Genomic DNA, 14260 nt, shown 5'->3' with positions numbered 1-14260 from the left:
CACCGAGTTCTTCCCGAGGCAGGTAGGGCTGTCCCCACCCCGGACCGCATAGCTAGCCAGATGGTCCCTGACCAGCGAGAACGACACGATGGACGGCATGAGGAAACCGAACGCGCTCGCAGCCGGGTTCTACCTGCTGACCCACCTGGTGACCGGCATCTTCTGGTTCACCCTCACCTTCGTTCTCACCGTGGTCGGGCTCGCGACCTCCATCCTCTGGATCGGCTTCCCGATCCTGTGGCTCGCGATGAACACCGGGCGTGTGGGCGCGTCGCTGGAGCGGGCGTGGGTGCGCGTGGCGTTGCGCACGGACATCCCCAGGCCGTACCGCCCGAAGATCGACGGCACGCCGCTGCAGAAGTGGAAGCACCAGTTCACCGACCCCGCCACCTGGCGTGACCTCGGCTACCTGGCGCTGCTCGTGCCGCTGGGCGCGTTGGAGTTCGCGTCGTTCATCGCCATGTGGTCGGTCGTGGCGGCGCTCGTGGCCGTGCCGTTCTGGATCGACGACGCACCGTTCGCGGTCATCGTGGGCGAGTTCTGGACGATCAACTCCTTCTACTCGGCGCTGCCGGTCGCGGTGATCGGGCTGGCGCTGATCCCGTTCGCGGTCATGGGCACGAAGTGGATGGGCGCGCTGCACGGCAGGTTCGCCCGCGCCATGCTCGGGCCGACGCGTGCCGACGAGCTCGCGATCGAGGCGGAGCGCCTGCAGTCCAGTCGCGCCCGCGGGGTCGAGGCGGCCGAGGCCGAGCGCCGGCGGATCGAACGCGACCTGCACGACGGCGCGCAGCAGCGACTTGTCGCGGTGGCCATGGGGCTGGGCCGGGCGAAGTCCAAAATGGACACGGATCCGGAAGGCGCCGCGCTGCTCATCGCCGAGGCGCACGCGGACGCGAAGGAAGCCATCCGGGAGCTGCGCGACCTGGCGCGGGGCATCTACCCGTCCGTGCTCGGCGACAGGGGCCTGGACGCGGCACTGAGTGCGTTGGCCGCACGCGTGCCGATCGAGGTCGAGCTGAACGTCGACGTTGACCCGCGGCCGCCGACAGCAGTGGAGAGCGCCGCGTACTTCACCGTCGGCGAGGCGCTCACGAACATCACCAAGCACTCCAACGCCACCAGGGCGACCGTGAAGGTCAACCGGGTCGAGACGGGCGTGCTGGTCGAGGTCACCGACAACGGTCAGGGCGGCGCCGAGCTGAAGCCGGGCGGCGGGCTCGCCGGGCTGGCCGACCGCGCTGCCACGATCGACGGTGTGGTTGTCGTCGTCAGCCCCACTGGTGGGCCGACCGTTATTCGAGCGGAGTTGCCGTGCGCGTGGTGATCGCCGAGGACTCGGTGCTGCTGAGGGAGGGCGTGCAGCGGTTGCTCGCCGACGAGGGCATCGAAACCGTCGCGGCCGTGGAGAACGGCGACGGGCTGCTCGACGCCGTGACCGAGCACAAGCCGGACCTGTGCGTCGTGGACGTGCGGATGCCACCGACGTTCACCGACGAGGGACTGCGGGCCGCCATCGAGTGCCGCCGCCGCTATCCGGGGCTGCCGGTGCTGGTGCTCTCGCAGTACGTCGAGGAGCGCTACGCCGTGGAGCTCCTCGCGGGCGGCGCCAGCGGGGTCGGCTATCTGCTCAAGGAGCGGGTCGCGGACGTGAAGGAGTTCGTCGACGCGGTGCGGAGGGTCGCCGACGGCGGCACGAGCATCGACCACGAGGTGATCACGCAGCTCATGGTGCGCAGCAAGAAGAGCCCCGTCGACTCGTTGACGCCCCGCGAACGCGAGGTGCTCGGGCTGATGGCGCAGGGACTGTCCAACACCGCCATCGCCGCCACGCTCGTGGTGTCCGACGGCGCCGTGGAGAAGCACGTCGGCAACATCTTCGCCAAGCTCGGCCTGGAGCCGTCGAACTCCGAGCACCGCCGGGTGCGGGCCGTGCTGGCTTACCTCGACAGCTGAAGCAGACGAGCGCCGTTGTCGTGCAGGATCGCCTGCTCGGCGGCGGCGCCGAGATCCCACGAGCGGATGGCGTCGAGCTGCACCTCGTAGGGGTACGGGATGTTCGGGAAGTCGGTGCCCAGCACGACCCGGTCCGCGAGGCCGGCGATCCTGGACGTCCAGCCGGCGGGCAGCGCCACCATCTGCTCGGTGAACGGAACCCCGACCATCGTGGTGTCGACGTGCACGTTCGAATACCGCTCCACCAGGTCCAACGCGCCTGAGTAGTCGGGCATCCCCGCGTGCGCGATCACCGCGGTCAACGTCGGGTGCTTCTGCAGCACCCCGGCGAAAACGCCGAGACCGGTGAACTCGCCAGGGATCGGCCCGTCGCCGCAGTGCACGACGACCGGCACACGGGCCTCCGCGAGCTGCCCCCACACGCCGTCCAGCAGCTCGTCACGCGGGTCGTAGCCACCGACCTGGACGTGCGACTTGAAACACCGCGCACCGGCCTCCAGCGCCTTGCGCACGTACGCCTCGGCACCCGGTTCCGCGTAGAAGGTGCCGGTCGGCACGGCCTCCGGGACACGGACCGCGAAGTCGGCTGCCCACTCGTTCAGCCACTCCGCCATGCCGGGCCGGTGCGGGTAGACGAGCGGTGCGAACGCCGAAACGCCCAGCTCCCGCAGTGCGGTGAGCCGGGCGTTCTCGTCAGTGCGGTACTGGATGAACCAGTCGACACCGGATTCGCGCACGCGGTCGAAGTACGCCCAGACCTTGTCCAGGACGTTCTGCGGCATGAAGTGGACGTGGACGTCCACCAACGCCATCAGTAACGGCCCTTCAACGCCCGTCCGTGCGCCTTGGCGATCTCGCGGTTGGCGTCGCGCTTCGCGATGTCCTGACGCTTGTCGTAGGCCTTCTTGCCCTTCGCGAGGGCGATCTCGACCTTGACGTAGCCGTCCTTGAAGTACATCTGCAGCGGGATGAGCGACAGACCGGACTCCTTGGTCTTGCCGATCAACCGCTCGATCTCCGCCTTGTGCAGCAAGAGCTTCCGCTTGCGCCGGACGTCGTGGTTCGTCCACGTCCCCGCGACGTACTCCGGGATGTGCAGCGCGTGCAACCAGATCTCGCCGTCGTCGACCTGGGCGAAGGCGTCCACGAGGGACGCCCGTCCCATGCGCAGGCTCTTCACCTCGGTGCCGACGAGCTGAATGCCCGCCTCGTAGGTGTCCAGAATGGCCCAGTCGTGCCGAGCCTTGCGGTTCGACGCGATGACCTTCTGCCCGCGTTCCTTGACCATGGCGACAACTTTACGTGGTCACGCCAATCGTTAAAGCCGCACGTAGAGACGCAGTGTGACGTAGCCCGTCGTGGCCGAGATGACGATCGCGACGAGGAACAGCCACGGCGACACGAGCAGGATGTCCAGGTACCCGATCGGCGGGATGATGCCCGACTCGGTGAGGTTCCTGGTGATCCGGTCGAGGAAGAACGCCTTGAACAGCACCAGGCCGGCGACCGCGGAGACCGCGCCGATGATGCCCGCGACGACCGCCTCGATGAGGAACGGCAGCTGCGTGTACCACCGGGTCGCACCGACCAGGCGCATGATGCCGACCTCGACGCGGCGGGTGAACGCCGACACCTGGATGGTGTTCGAGATCAGCAGCAGTGCGGCGAACGCCTGGATGAGCGCGAGGATCAGGGCGACGTCGCGCAGGCCGTTGAGGCCCTCGAAGAACCGCTCGAGGAACTTGCCCTGGTCGTCGACGCCCTTGACGCCCGGCTTGCCCTCGAAGGCCTGCTTGATGACGTCGGTGCGGTCCGAGTCCTCCAGGCTGACGCGGAACGTCGCCGGGATCGCCTCGGGGCGCGCGAGCTTGAGCAGCTCGGGCTGCGCCTCGAAGATCCGCTTGAAGCGCTCGAAACCCTCGTCGCGGTTCTGGAACACCACGGTCTTGACGCCGGAGGTCTGGTCGAGCTGGGAACGCAGACCCGCGCAGGGCTGCTGGGTGCAGTCCTTGTCGTTGGCGCTGACGTCGTTGGTCAGCAGCACGGAGACCTCGAGCTTGCCCGCGTAGTTGGCCTGCATCTTGTCGACCATGCGGACGACGAGCAGGCCACCGCCGAGCAGCCCGAGCGAGATGGCGGTCGTGAGGATCATCGCGATCGTCATCGTGACGTTCCGGCGAAGTCCGGTGACGACCTCGCTGAACACGAAGCTGGTACGCATCGGGGGCGGGGTTCCTTGGGGGTCGGGGGTTAGGAGCGCTTAGCGGCCAACGCCGTAAACGCCGCGCGCGTCATCACGGACGACCTTGCCGTACGACAGCTCCACGACGCGGCGGCGCATCGAGTCGACGATGCCGTGGTCGTGGGTGGCCATGATGACGGTCGTGCCGGTGCGGTTGATCCGCTCCAGCAGCAACATGATGTCCTGGCTCGTGTCGGGGTCCAGGTTTCCGGTCGGCTCGTCGGCGATCAGCACCAGCGGCCGGTTCACGAACGCACGAGCGATCGCGACGCGCTGCTGCTCACCACCGGACAGCTCGGTCGGGAACCGGTCCTCCTTGCCGTCGAGGCCCACCAGCTGCAGCACCTCCGGCACCACCTTGACGATGGTGTTGCGGGGCTTGCCGATGACCTCGAGCGCGAAGGCGACGTTCTCCGCCACCGTCTTCGTGGGCAGAAGACGGAAGTCCTGGAACACGCAGCCGATGGACTGACGCAGGCGGGGGACCCTGCGCCGCGACATCTTGGCGACGTCGAAGTTGGACACGTAGACGCGTCCCCTGGTCGGCACCTCTTCGCGCAGCAGCAGGCGCAGGAACGTCGACTTGCCGGAGCCCGACGGCCCGATCAGGAAGACGAACTCGCCCTTCTCCATCTCGACGGACACGTCGTCGAGCGCAGGACGCGTGGAGGTCTTGTAGACCTTGGAAACGTGTTCGAGACGAATCACGAGGCGCGAGTCTACCCATGGCCGGGGTAAAGCCCCCGTTCCGGTTAACTTCAGACCCCGGAAAGGCGGCGCAAACCATCCACACGGCGTGGTCAGAGCGGCACAGTCGGCTGACGAAAAGAGCACGTTCGGACCATCAGACGGCCGAACGTGCTCTTCGCCTCAGATCAAACCCGGGGTCGTGGGGTGTCCCCGGAAGACACGCGGCACGAGGAATGGCCGGCGCAGTCGGCCGGCACACCTCTCCCCGAGTGCAGCCGCGCTACGCCTGGGACTGCTTGCGCCACCGGATGCCGGCCTCCAGGAAGTCGTCGATCTCCCCGTCCAGCACGGCGGACGGGTTGCCGACCTCGTGCTCGGTCCGGAGGTCCTTGACCATCTGGTACGGGTGCAGCACGTAGGAGCGCATCTGGTTGCCCCAGCTGGAGCCGGAGTCCTTCAGCGCGTCCATCTTGGCCTGCTCCTCCTGCCTGCGGCGCTCGAGCAGCTTGGCCTGCAGGACGTTCATGGCCGTGGCCTTGTTCTGCAGCTGCGAACGTTCGTTCTGGCAGGACACCACGATGCCGGTCGGGATGTGCGTGAGGCGCACCGCCGAGTCGGTCGTGTTGACGCCCTGGCCACCGGGGCCGGACGAGCGGTAGACGTCGACGCGCAGGTCCTTCTCGTCGATCTCGACGTGGTCGGTCTGCTCGACGACGGGCACGACCTCGACGCCGGCGAACGACGTCTGGCGGCGGCCCTGGTTGTCGAACGGCGAGATGCGCACGAGACGGTGCGTGCCCTGCTCGACGCTCAGCGTGCCGTAGGCGTAGGGCGCGGTGACGCGGAACGTCGCGGACTTGATGCCCGCCTCTTCCGCGTAGGAGGTGTCGAAGACCTCGACGCCGTAGTTGTGCCGCTCGGCCCAGCGCGAGTACATGCGCAGCAGCATCTCGGCGAAGTCCGCGGCGTCGACGCCACCGGCCTCGGCGCGGATGGTGACCAGCGCGTTGCGCTCGTCGTACTCGCCGGACAGCAGCGTGCGGACCTCGAGCGACGCGATCTCCTCGCGCAGCTTCGCCCGGTCGTTGTCGGCGTCGGCCTGGGCGTCCGCGTCCTCGGCCTCTTCCGCGAGCTCGTAGAGCAGGGGGAGGTCGTCGAGGCGTTCCCGCAGGCCGGTGACGCGACGCAGCTCGCCCTGCTTGTGGGAGAGCTGGCTGGTGACCTTCTGCGCCTTCTCCTGGTCGTCCCAGAGGTCAGGGCGCGCGGCCTGCTCCTCCAGGTCCGCGACCGCGGCGCGCAGGCCATCGAGGTCCATCACCGCCTCGATGCTGGAAAGGGTGGCGGAGAGGTCCTTGATGTCTGCTTCGACGTCCGGGTTCACGCAAAAAGATTACGCCAGCACCGGTCGCAGTTCGCGACCGGTGCTCGCTGGCGTGCTCTTCTAGGCCGTGGGAATGGCGTCGAGCAGCTTGAGAACGGCCTTCGCATGGGCCAGGCCGAACTCGGCCACCGCCTTCGCGTAGGGGTCCTCCGCCGTCTTGGCCGCGCTCTTCGCGCTCTCCTGCTCCTGACCGTACGTCGAACGCGCGGTCGTGATCAGGGATTCGCGCTGCTTCGCGGTCAGCGAGCCGGCGTGCACCAGGCGCAGGATGAGCGGGCTGCGCAGGTGGTCCGGGCCGGGCTCGGACAGCAGCCAGTTCTTGAAGGCCTTCTTGCCCGCCGCGGTGAGCACGTACTGCTGGCTTGACCGCGGTCCTTGCTTGCCGAGGCGCAGCAGGCCCTGATCGGCCAGCGCGGGCAGCTCGCGGTACACCTGGCTGCGGGTCACGCTGAAGAACGCGCCGAAGCGGTCTCCGGCCTCCGCCACCAACTGGCCACCGGTCTTGGGTCCGTCGTGCAGCAGCCCGAGCAGGGCGGCTGCGGTCGCATTCAGGTCTGACACAACGACAACGTTCCCACGTCTGGGGGAAGCTGTCCACAATGGTCAGCCGTTCTGTCCACAGTGGCTGATCACCGGGCTAGTCTGATGGGCCATGCGGAGCAACGAAAAGTCTCGCTGAGTAAGCGGCAGTTTTCACACCTCACGCGTTTGGCCGCTTGACCGTCCGTGTCCATCCCGGATGGAAAAAGCCTTTCGCAGAAACGAAAGCCACCCGATCTCACTCGATCGGCGGTACGACTCTCACCGGCCGGAGCCACCCGTATGGGACGGACGTGAGCCTCCGTCGCACGACCTGGTGATGTCCGCGCACAGCTCTTTCCCACGCCTGCACAACCGGGAAAATGATCATTGCCAGGCAGGCCGAGCGAGACCCACGGAGGTCGGGGACGATGAACATCAAGTGGCTGGATCACAAGAAGGTCGCGGCGCACACGGTGGCGTGGATGACCGGAGGCATCCCGGCGCAGGCCGGCAAGGACGAGTGCATGGTGTGCGGCAAGCAGATCCGCAAGCACCGCACGGTCAACGGCGAGGGACGCATCTGCTCCAGCATGCTGTGCGCCCAGTACTGGGCGGAGAACATGACCTGAAACACACCAGCCGCGAAGTTCGCGTTGATCGGGAATAAGCAGAAGGCCGGAGCCTGTAGGCTCCGGCCTTCTGTCTAGTAGCGGGGACAGGATTTGAACCTGCGACCTCTGGGTTATGAGCCCAGCGAGCTACCGAGCTGCTCCACCCCGCGCCGCTTCTAGCTTGTCTTGCTGTTGTAAGTAGAACTATACACCCTCTGGAAACCACTTTTTACCACCCCCCTCCAACCGCGATTTCCGCAGGTGAGGGGCCACGCAAGCCCGCCTGGTATCCGAGATGATCGCTCGCGACGCCGATGGCGAGCCGAGCGCGGGGTCTGGGGGCTTGCCCCCAGGGTGGGGTTTGGGGGGCTCCGCCCCCAATGCAAATGCGAAAAAGCCCTGTTCGCGTTTTCCGCGAACAGGGCTTCCCCAACTTTGTAGCGGGGACAGGATTTGAACCTGCGACCTCTGGGTTATGAGCCCAGCGAGCTACCGAGCTGCTCCACCCCGCGTCGGTATGAATAGAACCTTACGCGGGGCGGAGCACTAAATGCAAATCGGGTGGTCAGCCCGACGGAGTGGGGCTGGGAGTCACCGACGACTGGCTCGTCGCCGGCGGCGCCGCAGCACCGGTGTTGTACTGCTTGAACCGCTTCATCGCGTCGTCCAGCTTCTGGTACGCCTGGCCGATCTCGGTGAAGTTGTTGCTCGACTGAGCCCTCTTGATGTCGGCCAGCGCCGCGTCGATGTCGTTGATCGCCTTCTGCAGGTCAGGGGTCAACGACCCGTTGGTCGGCGGCGGGGTCGTGGGCGTCGAGGTCTGGCCGTTGCCGTTGTTGTTGCTCGGCGGAGGCACGACCGAACCCGTTCCGCTCAGCACCTGTTCCAACGCCTCGCCCAGCGTGGACGCGTACCCGACCCGGTCGCCGTACCAGACGAGCACCTTGGACAGCTGCGGGAACGAGGTGTTGTTGGACGCGCGCTCGATGTAGACGGGTTCGACGTAGAGCAACGCGCCGCCCACCGGGAGTGTGAGCAGGTTGCCGTAGACGACTGTCGTCTTCTGCTGCGCCAGCAGGTTGAGCTCGCGGCTGACGTTGTCCGACGTGAGGAACTGCGTCTGGATCTGCTGCGGACCCTTGGCGTCGGTGTTGAGCTGCAGCACGTTGATCTTGCCGTAGTTGTCCGGGTCGGACCCCACTGACACGTAGGCCGCCATGAACTCCCGGTTCTCCCGGACGAGCGGGCTGGTCAGCTGGAAGCGGACCTTGCTCGAGTCGTTCGGGTCACCGGCGAGGACGTAGAACGGCGGCTGGGCGTCCTTGCGCTTGCTCGCCGCATCCTGCTGGGCCTGCGCCGTGGTCACGTTGTCGATCGTCGGGTCCTGCGGCGCCGCCCAGTAGGAGACACCGGAGTAGAAGTCCGACGGGGACTGGACGTGGTACTTCGACAGGATCTGCCGCTGAACCTTGAACAGGTCCTCCGGGTAGCGGAAGTGCTGGCGCAGCTCGGCGGAGATGTCGCTGGACGGCTTCACCGTGCCGGGGAAGACGCCCTGCCACGCCTTGAGGACCGGGTCCTTCTCGTCGATCGCGTACAGGCTCACGGTGCCGTCGTAGGCGTCCACAGTGGCCTTGACCGAGTTGCGGATGTAGTTGACGGGCTTGTTGACCTGCGAGACGACCACGCCGTCCGCGGTGAGCGAGTCGTTCGTCGCGTCACTCAGCGGGGTGCGCTGCGCGTACGGGTAGTTGTCGAGCGTGGTGTAGCCGTCGACGATCCACGTGATGCGGCCGTTCACGACGGCCGGGTACGGGTCGCTGTCCACGGTGAGCCACGGTGCGACGGCCTGCACGCGTTCGCGCGGCGTGCGCTTGAACAGGATCTTCGAGTCGTCCGCGATCGACTGGTTGAAGAGGATGTTCCGTTCGCCGTAGTAGGCCGCGAACGCCAGCTTGTCGAGCAGGCCGCCGATCGGGACACCACCGGAACCGGTGTACGTGTAGGACTTGGCGTCCGTGTCGTACTCCGCGGCCGAACCCGCCGGCCGGCCGCCGACGATCGAGTAGTCGTTGGGACCGAACAGCTCGCCGTAGTAGGTGCGCGGCTGGTCGACCTTGATGCCCTTCTCGGCGTTGCGGACCGTGCCGTCCGGCGCGACCTCACCGGTCTTGAAGTCCGGGTACCCGCCGTTGGTCTGGTCGGCGGTCGCGTTCACCCTGTTCGCCTCGGCGTAGACGAAGCCGTTGCCGTGCGTGTAGATGAGGTGCTGGTTGATCCAGTCGCGCTGGCCCTGCGGCAGGCTGTCGAGCTTCAGCTCGCGGGCCGCGACGATGTAGTCGCTCAGCTTTCCGTCCACTGTGTACCGGTCGACGTCGAGCTTGGTCGGGAACCCGTAGAACGGCCGCAGCTGGGTGAACTGCGTGAAGGTCCGCGACAGCACGGCCGGGTCGAGCAGGCGGATGTTGCCCAGGGTGGCCGCGTCGTTGGTCTTGATCTGGTCGTTGGTGACGGTCTGCTTGCCCTCGTAGGGCTTCGTCGTGACCTTGTCGTCGGTCAACCCGAACGCCTGCCGTGTCGCCGCGATGTTGCGGGTGATCGACTCGGCTTCCTTCTGGATGGCGTTCGGCTTGACCGAGAACTGCTCCAGCACCGCGGGCCAGGCCGCACCGACGAGCACGCTCGACAGCACCAGCAGGACGGTCGCGATGGCGGGCAGCTGCACGTTGCGCATGAACGCGCCGGCGAAGAACGCGACCGCGCAGAACACCGCGATGCACAGCAGGATCAGCTTGGCCGGCATCACCGCGTTGAGGTCGGTGTAGCTCGCGCCGACGAACTTCTCGTTCTCGTGCAGCAGCAGCTCGTACCGGTCGAAGAAGTACGCGACGGCCTTCAGCAGCACGAACGTGCCGGCTACGAGCGCCAGGTGCAGCCGCGCGGGCCCGGAGAGCTGACCGCCGCGACCGGCCAGCCGGATGCCGCCGAAGAGGTAGTGGGCGATCACCGCGCCGATGAACGACACCGCCACCGTGATGAACAACCACGACAGCACCCACTCGTAGAACGGCAGCTGGAACGCGTAGAAGCCGATGTCGTGCCCGAACTGCGGGTCCGTCACGCCGAACGGCTGGGCGTTGAGGAAGAGCTGGAACGGCTGCCAGTCCGCCTGCGCCGACGCACCGGCGATCAACCCGACGAACACGGGGATGCCGATGGAGAACAACCGCATCCGCCGCATCACGACCGTGCGGTAGCGGGCCACCGGGTCATCAGGCCCGGACACCGGCACGAACACCGGCCGAGCCCGGTACGCGAGGTACAGGTTGAGCCCGACGATGCCGCCGACCACGACCCCGGCGGCCACGAACAGCCCCAGCCGGGTGAGCAGCACTGTGCTGTAGACGTCGCGGAAATTCACCTCGCCGAACCACAGCCAGTTCACGTAGGTGTCGAGCAGCCGCGATCCCGTGATGAGACCGAACAGGAGCACAACACCGACGATGAGCAGGATTCGGCTGCGTCGGGACAGTTTCGGCAGTCCGACTGGAGGCCGTGTGGCCACGAGGCACGCTCCTGGATCGCGGAATTTCAATACGTACGTTTAGTCCAACTCTACGGACGACGCCCTGGGTTCCCGTTTAGCCCGCAGTCTTACGATGACACGCGTGTCAGCGAGTGAAACGCCAGCGGTCATCCTCCCGACGGTCGCCCGCGAGGTGGAGCAGTTCGTAGGGGCAGGCGGCTGGGAGCAGCCTCCGCAGCTCTTCGCCCTCGTGGCCACCTCAGACCTGATCGCCCAGCAACCGGAGCTGGCCGGCCAGCTAGACGCCGAGTCGTCTCCGCTGACCCCGATCGCCCAGGACCCCCTGGACGGCGACCTGGGTGAGGCGCTGGCGGGCATCGAGTGGCCGCCGGCCGTGACCGGCTGCGCACTGGCCCAGGAGATCGTGGTCCTCCCCCCGGAGGCGGAAACCGAGCTCCACCACGGCGAACTGGACGACGAGGCGGCCCGCAGGTTCGCCGCAGAGCACCCGGCCCGCCGCGAGGCCCGCCTGGTGGCGGCGGTGCTGCGCGACGGTTCGGTCTCCTGCGTGCTGCGGCTGCGCGGAACGGTCGAGGTGCCGGAGGAGGTCGTCGAGCACCCGGAGCTCGCGCCCAACCTCACCGACGCCCTGCTCGCCACGCTGCGGCCCTAGTCGTCACGCCTCCAGGCTGACACAACCCCGGCACGTGTCTGCGCCGGGGTTGTGGTGTCGCGTGTTCGCGGGTAGCGGACAGCCGGGTCAGCAGCTCGGCGTGTCCTGCCCCTTGTTCAGGGACTCCAGCGACGACACCGCGTCCTTCAGGTTCTCGACCTTGATCAGCTTGAGGCCGTCTGGGGCCTGCTGCTTCGCGTCCGTGCAGTTGGCCGCCGGCACGAGGAACGCCGTCGCGCCCGCTTCCTTCGCCGCGACCATCTTGAACGCGATGCCGCCGATCGGCTTGACCGTGCCGTCGCCGGTGATCTCGCCGGTGCCCGCGATGGCCTTGCCGCCGTTGAGCTCGCCCGGCGTCAGCTTGTCGACGATCGCCAGCGCGAAGATCAGACCGGCGGACGGGCCGCCGACGTCCGACAGGCTGATCTTGATTTTGAACGGCACGTCGGCGCGGTCGACCGGGGAGATGCCGATGAAGCCCGCCGGGCGGCCGTCCTCGCGGGTGCCGAGGGTGAGCTGGGTCGACTTGGAGGTGCCGTCCTTCTCGAAGGCCACCTCGATGCGGTCACCTGGCTTGGTGTTCTCCAGGGCGGCGCTGACGTCGGCGGCGCTCTGCACCTGCTTGCCGTTGACCGAGATGATGCGGGCGCCGAGCGGGATGACGTTGTCCGCGGGGCTGCCCTTCGTCACCTGGTTCGCGATGACCTTGCCCGGATAGCCGAGGTAGTGCAGTGCGGCGACCTCCGCGGAGGTCTGCGACTCGCTGAACGCGAGCTCGTTGTTCTTCTGCACCTCCTCTTCCGACTCGCCGGGCTTGAAGAACTCCTCGCGCGGTGCCAGGGCGTAGCGGCCGGACAGCCACAGGCCGAGGGCGCCGAAGAGCGACACGTCGTCGGTGAGCGAAACCGTCGTCATGCGCAGGGTTCCGTTGGTGGGGAAGGTGTTCTGCCCGTCCACCGAAACCACGTCGGCGTCCTTGACCTTGCCTAGCACGTCGTAGGTCGGGCCGGGGCCCAGCGCGACGTACGGGACTCTGGCGAAACCGCCGAGCAGTCCGAGTGCCGCCACCACGAGGAAGCTGACGATCAGCGTCCACGTCCGGCGGGTCAGTCCGCGCTCCCTCGGCGGGGGCGCGGGCGGGGGTGCGGTCGTGACGGTTTCACTCACGGCTGAACAGCGTACGACCATGTGGATCCGCGTACGGTAGAGGCATGAGTGACGTGCCGTTCGGGTTCGGCCCGCAAGACCCCGACGACAAGGGCGGGAAGCCGGGAGACAACCCGTTCGACTTCAGCCAGCTGGGCAACATGTTGAGCCAGCTGGGCGCGATGCTGAGCAGCGCAGGGACGTCGAGCGGGCCGGTCAACTACGACCTCGCCAAGCAGATCGCGTTCCAGCAGTTGTCGTCGTCGACGACCACCATCGGGTTCGCCCCCGACCAGTCGAGCGCCGTCACCGACGCCGTGCACCTGGCCGAGATGTGGCTGGACCCGGTCACCTCGCTGCCCGCAGGCACCCGCACGACGCAGGCCTGGACCGCGCGCGACTGGATCGAGCGCACCATCCCCACCTGGCAGCGCCTGTGCGACCCGGTCGCCCAGCGCATGTCCGGCGCGTGGGTCGAGGCGATGCCCGCCGAGGCGAAGCAGGCGGCCGGACCGCTGCTGTCGATGCTGGGGCAGATGGGCGGCATGGCGTTCGGCTCGCAGCTCGGCAACGCCCTGGCGCAGCTCGGCTCCGAAGTCCTCACCTCGACCGACGTCGGCCTGCCGCTCGGCCCCGAGGGCACGGCGGCGCTGCTGCCCGCGAACATCGAGAAGTTCACCGAGGGCCTGGAGCGCCCCGCCTCCGAGGTGATGGTGTTCCTCGCCGCGCGCGAGGCCGCTCACCAGCGCCTGTTCACGCACGTGCCGTGGCTGCGGCAGCGGCTGCTCGACACCGTCGAGGAGTTCGCCAAGGGCATCAAGGTCGACACCTCTGCCCTCGAACAGCTCGCCGGCCAGATCGACCCGTCGAACCCCGCCTCCATCGAGGAGGCCATGGGCTCCGGCCTGCTCGAACCGCAGACCACGCCGGAGCAGCAGGCCGCGCTGACCCGCCTGGAGACCCTCCTGGCCCTGGTCGAGGGCTGGGTGGACGTGGTGGTCGACGCGGCCGTGTCCGACCGCCTGCCCGGTGCTGCAGCCCTGCGCGAGACGCTGCGCCGCCGCCGTGCGTCCGGTGGCCCGGCCGAGCAGACCTTCGCGACGCTGGTCGGCCTCGAGCTGCGCCCGCGCCGCCTGCGGGCCGCGTCGGCGCTGTGGAAGCTCGTCGGCGACCAGCACGGCGTCGAGGTGCGCGACAGCGTGTGGGACCACGCCGAGCTCATCCCGACCGCGGAGGACCTGGACGACCCGCTGGAGTTCGCGGAGCGGCTGGCCAACACGCGCAAGGCGCTGGAGGACCCGATCGCCGAGCTCGAGCGCACGATGCGCGAGACGGAGGGCAAGCCGGAAGAGGGCAAGCCCGACGAGAGCTGATCAGCTCCTGAACACGCCCTGGGGTCTGGGCTCGCCCAGAAGACACTTGAGCGAGAAGTGGCGTGCGCTCTCCGCGAACACACCCCACCCTTTGAGCGAAACGCCCGGCGAGCACACCCTCGCCGGGCGTTTTTCGAGTT

Annotated in this window: 13 protein-coding genes and 2 tRNA genes; 5 read left to right on the top strand and 10 right to left on the bottom strand. The window is 67.7% G+C overall.

Annotated features, from left to right (window positions below; translation table 11 throughout):
• Positions 1 to 88: 88 nt before the first annotated feature.
• Positions 89 to 1327 (top strand): sensor histidine kinase, encoded by a 1239-nt coding sequence (locus tag DI276_RS22045; RefSeq protein WP_408610568.1) that lies wholly within the window; start codon positions 89 to 91, stop codon positions 1325 to 1327.
• Complete coding sequence (locus tag DI276_RS22040; RefSeq protein WP_030470389.1) at positions 1315 to 1956, top strand: response regulator transcription factor; 642 nt, start codon at positions 1315 to 1317, stop codon at positions 1954 to 1956. Before DI276_RS22045 ends, DI276_RS22040 begins: the two co-directional genes overlap by 13 nt.
• Here the strand turns inward: DI276_RS22040 and DI276_RS22035 are convergent.
• From DI276_RS22035 to DI276_RS22010, 6 genes are all read right to left on the bottom strand, one after another.
• Complete coding sequence (locus DI276_RS22035) at positions 1941 to 2768, bottom strand: amidohydrolase family protein (RefSeq protein WP_112266290.1); 828 nt, start codon at positions 2766 to 2768, stop codon at positions 1941 to 1943. The genes DI276_RS22040 and DI276_RS22035 overlap by 16 nt on opposite strands.
• The gene (gene smpB / locus DI276_RS22030) at positions 2768 to 3244 is read right to left on the bottom strand and encodes an SsrA-binding protein SmpB (protein ID WP_112266288.1); all 477 of its coding nucleotides are present in this window, start codon (positions 3242 to 3244) and stop codon (positions 2768 to 2770) included. Before smpB ends, DI276_RS22035 begins: the two co-directional genes overlap by 1 nt.
• 30 nt (positions 3245 to 3274) lie before the next feature.
• Positions 3275 to 4177, bottom strand: a complete 903-nt coding sequence (gene ftsX, locus DI276_RS22025) for a permease-like cell division protein FtsX (protein ID WP_112266285.1) — start codon at positions 4175 to 4177, stop codon at positions 3275 to 3277.
• 39 nt (positions 4178 to 4216) lie between these two features.
• Complete coding sequence (gene ftsE / locus DI276_RS22020; RefSeq protein WP_030470385.1) at positions 4217 to 4906, bottom strand: cell division ATP-binding protein FtsE; 690 nt, start codon at positions 4904 to 4906, stop codon at positions 4217 to 4219.
• A gap of 262 nt (positions 4907 to 5168) precedes the next feature.
• Entirely contained in the window at positions 5169 to 6269 is a 1101-nt protein-coding gene (prfB, locus tag DI276_RS22015; protein WP_112266283.1) for a peptide chain release factor 2, read from the bottom strand.
• Positions 6270 to 6329: 60 nt separating this feature from the next.
• Positions 6330 to 6830 carry a PadR family transcriptional regulator gene (locus tag DI276_RS22010; protein WP_030470382.1) on the bottom strand — a complete coding sequence of 167 codons (501 nt, stop codon included), beginning with the start codon at positions 6828 to 6830 and terminating at the stop codon, positions 6330 to 6332.
• 389 nt (positions 6831 to 7219) lie between these two features.
• Between DI276_RS22010 and DI276_RS22005 the strand changes: the two genes are divergently transcribed.
• Positions 7220 to 7420 carry a hypothetical protein gene (locus DI276_RS22005; RefSeq protein ID WP_112266281.1) on the top strand — a complete coding sequence of 67 codons (201 nt, stop codon included), beginning with the start codon at positions 7220 to 7222 and terminating at the stop codon, positions 7418 to 7420.
• A gap of 78 nt (positions 7421 to 7498) precedes the next feature.
• On the opposite strand, the gene DI276_RS22000 is transcribed toward DI276_RS22005, so the two are convergent.
• The 3 genes from DI276_RS22000 to DI276_RS21990 form a co-directional block, all read right to left on the bottom strand.
• A tRNA-Met gene (locus DI276_RS22000) sits at positions 7499 to 7572 on the bottom strand.
• 268 nt (positions 7573 to 7840) lie between these two features.
• Positions 7841 to 7914 (bottom strand) — tRNA-Met (locus tag DI276_RS21995).
• 53 nt (positions 7915 to 7967) lie between these two features.
• A complete protein-coding gene (locus DI276_RS21990; protein WP_269814287.1) occupies positions 7968 to 10967 on the bottom strand; it encodes a UPF0182 family protein in 3000 nt (999 codons plus the stop codon).
• Between the two features lie 94 nt (positions 10968 to 11061).
• Between DI276_RS21990 and DI276_RS21985 the strand changes: the two genes are divergently transcribed.
• The gene (locus tag DI276_RS21985; protein ID WP_112266279.1) at positions 11062 to 11601 is read left to right on the top strand and encodes a PPA1309 family protein; all 540 of its coding nucleotides are present in this window, start codon (positions 11062 to 11064) and stop codon (positions 11599 to 11601) included.
• A gap of 87 nt (positions 11602 to 11688) precedes the next feature.
• Here DI276_RS21985 and DI276_RS21980 read toward each other — a convergent pair whose 3' ends face one another.
• The gene (locus DI276_RS21980; RefSeq protein WP_232836818.1) at positions 11689 to 12768 is read right to left on the bottom strand and encodes a YlbL family protein; all 1080 of its coding nucleotides are present in this window, start codon (positions 12766 to 12768) and stop codon (positions 11689 to 11691) included.
• A 44-nt stretch (positions 12769 to 12812) separates the two neighbouring features.
• Between DI276_RS21980 and DI276_RS21975 the strand changes: the two genes are divergently transcribed.
• Positions 12813 to 14120 carry a zinc-dependent metalloprotease gene (locus DI276_RS21975; protein ID WP_112266275.1) on the top strand — a complete coding sequence of 436 codons (1308 nt, stop codon included), beginning with the start codon at positions 12813 to 12815 and terminating at the stop codon, positions 14118 to 14120.
• The last annotated feature ends 140 nt before the right edge of the window (positions 14121 to 14260 follow it).

The organism is Lentzea terrae (genome assembly GCF_003265345.1).
In the GTDB taxonomy this organism is placed as follows: Bacteria; Actinomycetota; Actinomycetes; order Mycobacteriales; family Pseudonocardiaceae; genus Lentzea; species Lentzea terrae.
The sequence above is the reverse complement of the archived record's forward strand: the minus strand, read 5'-3'. Positions and strand labels throughout refer to the sequence as shown.

Coding starts and splice junctions, on each gene's coding strand:
- DI276_RS22035 (WP_112266290.1), bottom strand. CDS start 2,768: ATGGCGTTGGTGGACGTCCACGTCCACTTCATGCCGCAGAACGTCCTG.
- DI276_RS21975 (WP_112266275.1), top strand. CDS start 12,813: ATGAGTGACGTGCCGTTCGGGTTCGGCCCGCAAGACCCCGACGACAAG.
- smpB (WP_112266288.1), bottom strand. CDS start 3,244: ATGGTCAAGGAACGCGGGCAGAAGGTCATCGCGTCGAACCGCAAGGCT.
- DI276_RS22005 (WP_112266281.1), top strand. CDS start 7,220: ATGAACATCAAGTGGCTGGATCACAAGAAGGTCGCGGCGCACACGGTG.
- DI276_RS22045 (WP_408610568.1), top strand. CDS start 89: ATGGACGGCATGAGGAAACCGAACGCGCTCGCAGCCGGGTTCTACCTG.
- DI276_RS21985 (WP_112266279.1), top strand. CDS start 11,062: ATGACACGCGTGTCAGCGAGTGAAACGCCAGCGGTCATCCTCCCGACG.
- ftsX (WP_112266285.1), bottom strand. CDS start 4,177: ATGCGTACCAGCTTCGTGTTCAGCGAGGTCGTCACCGGACTTCGCCGG.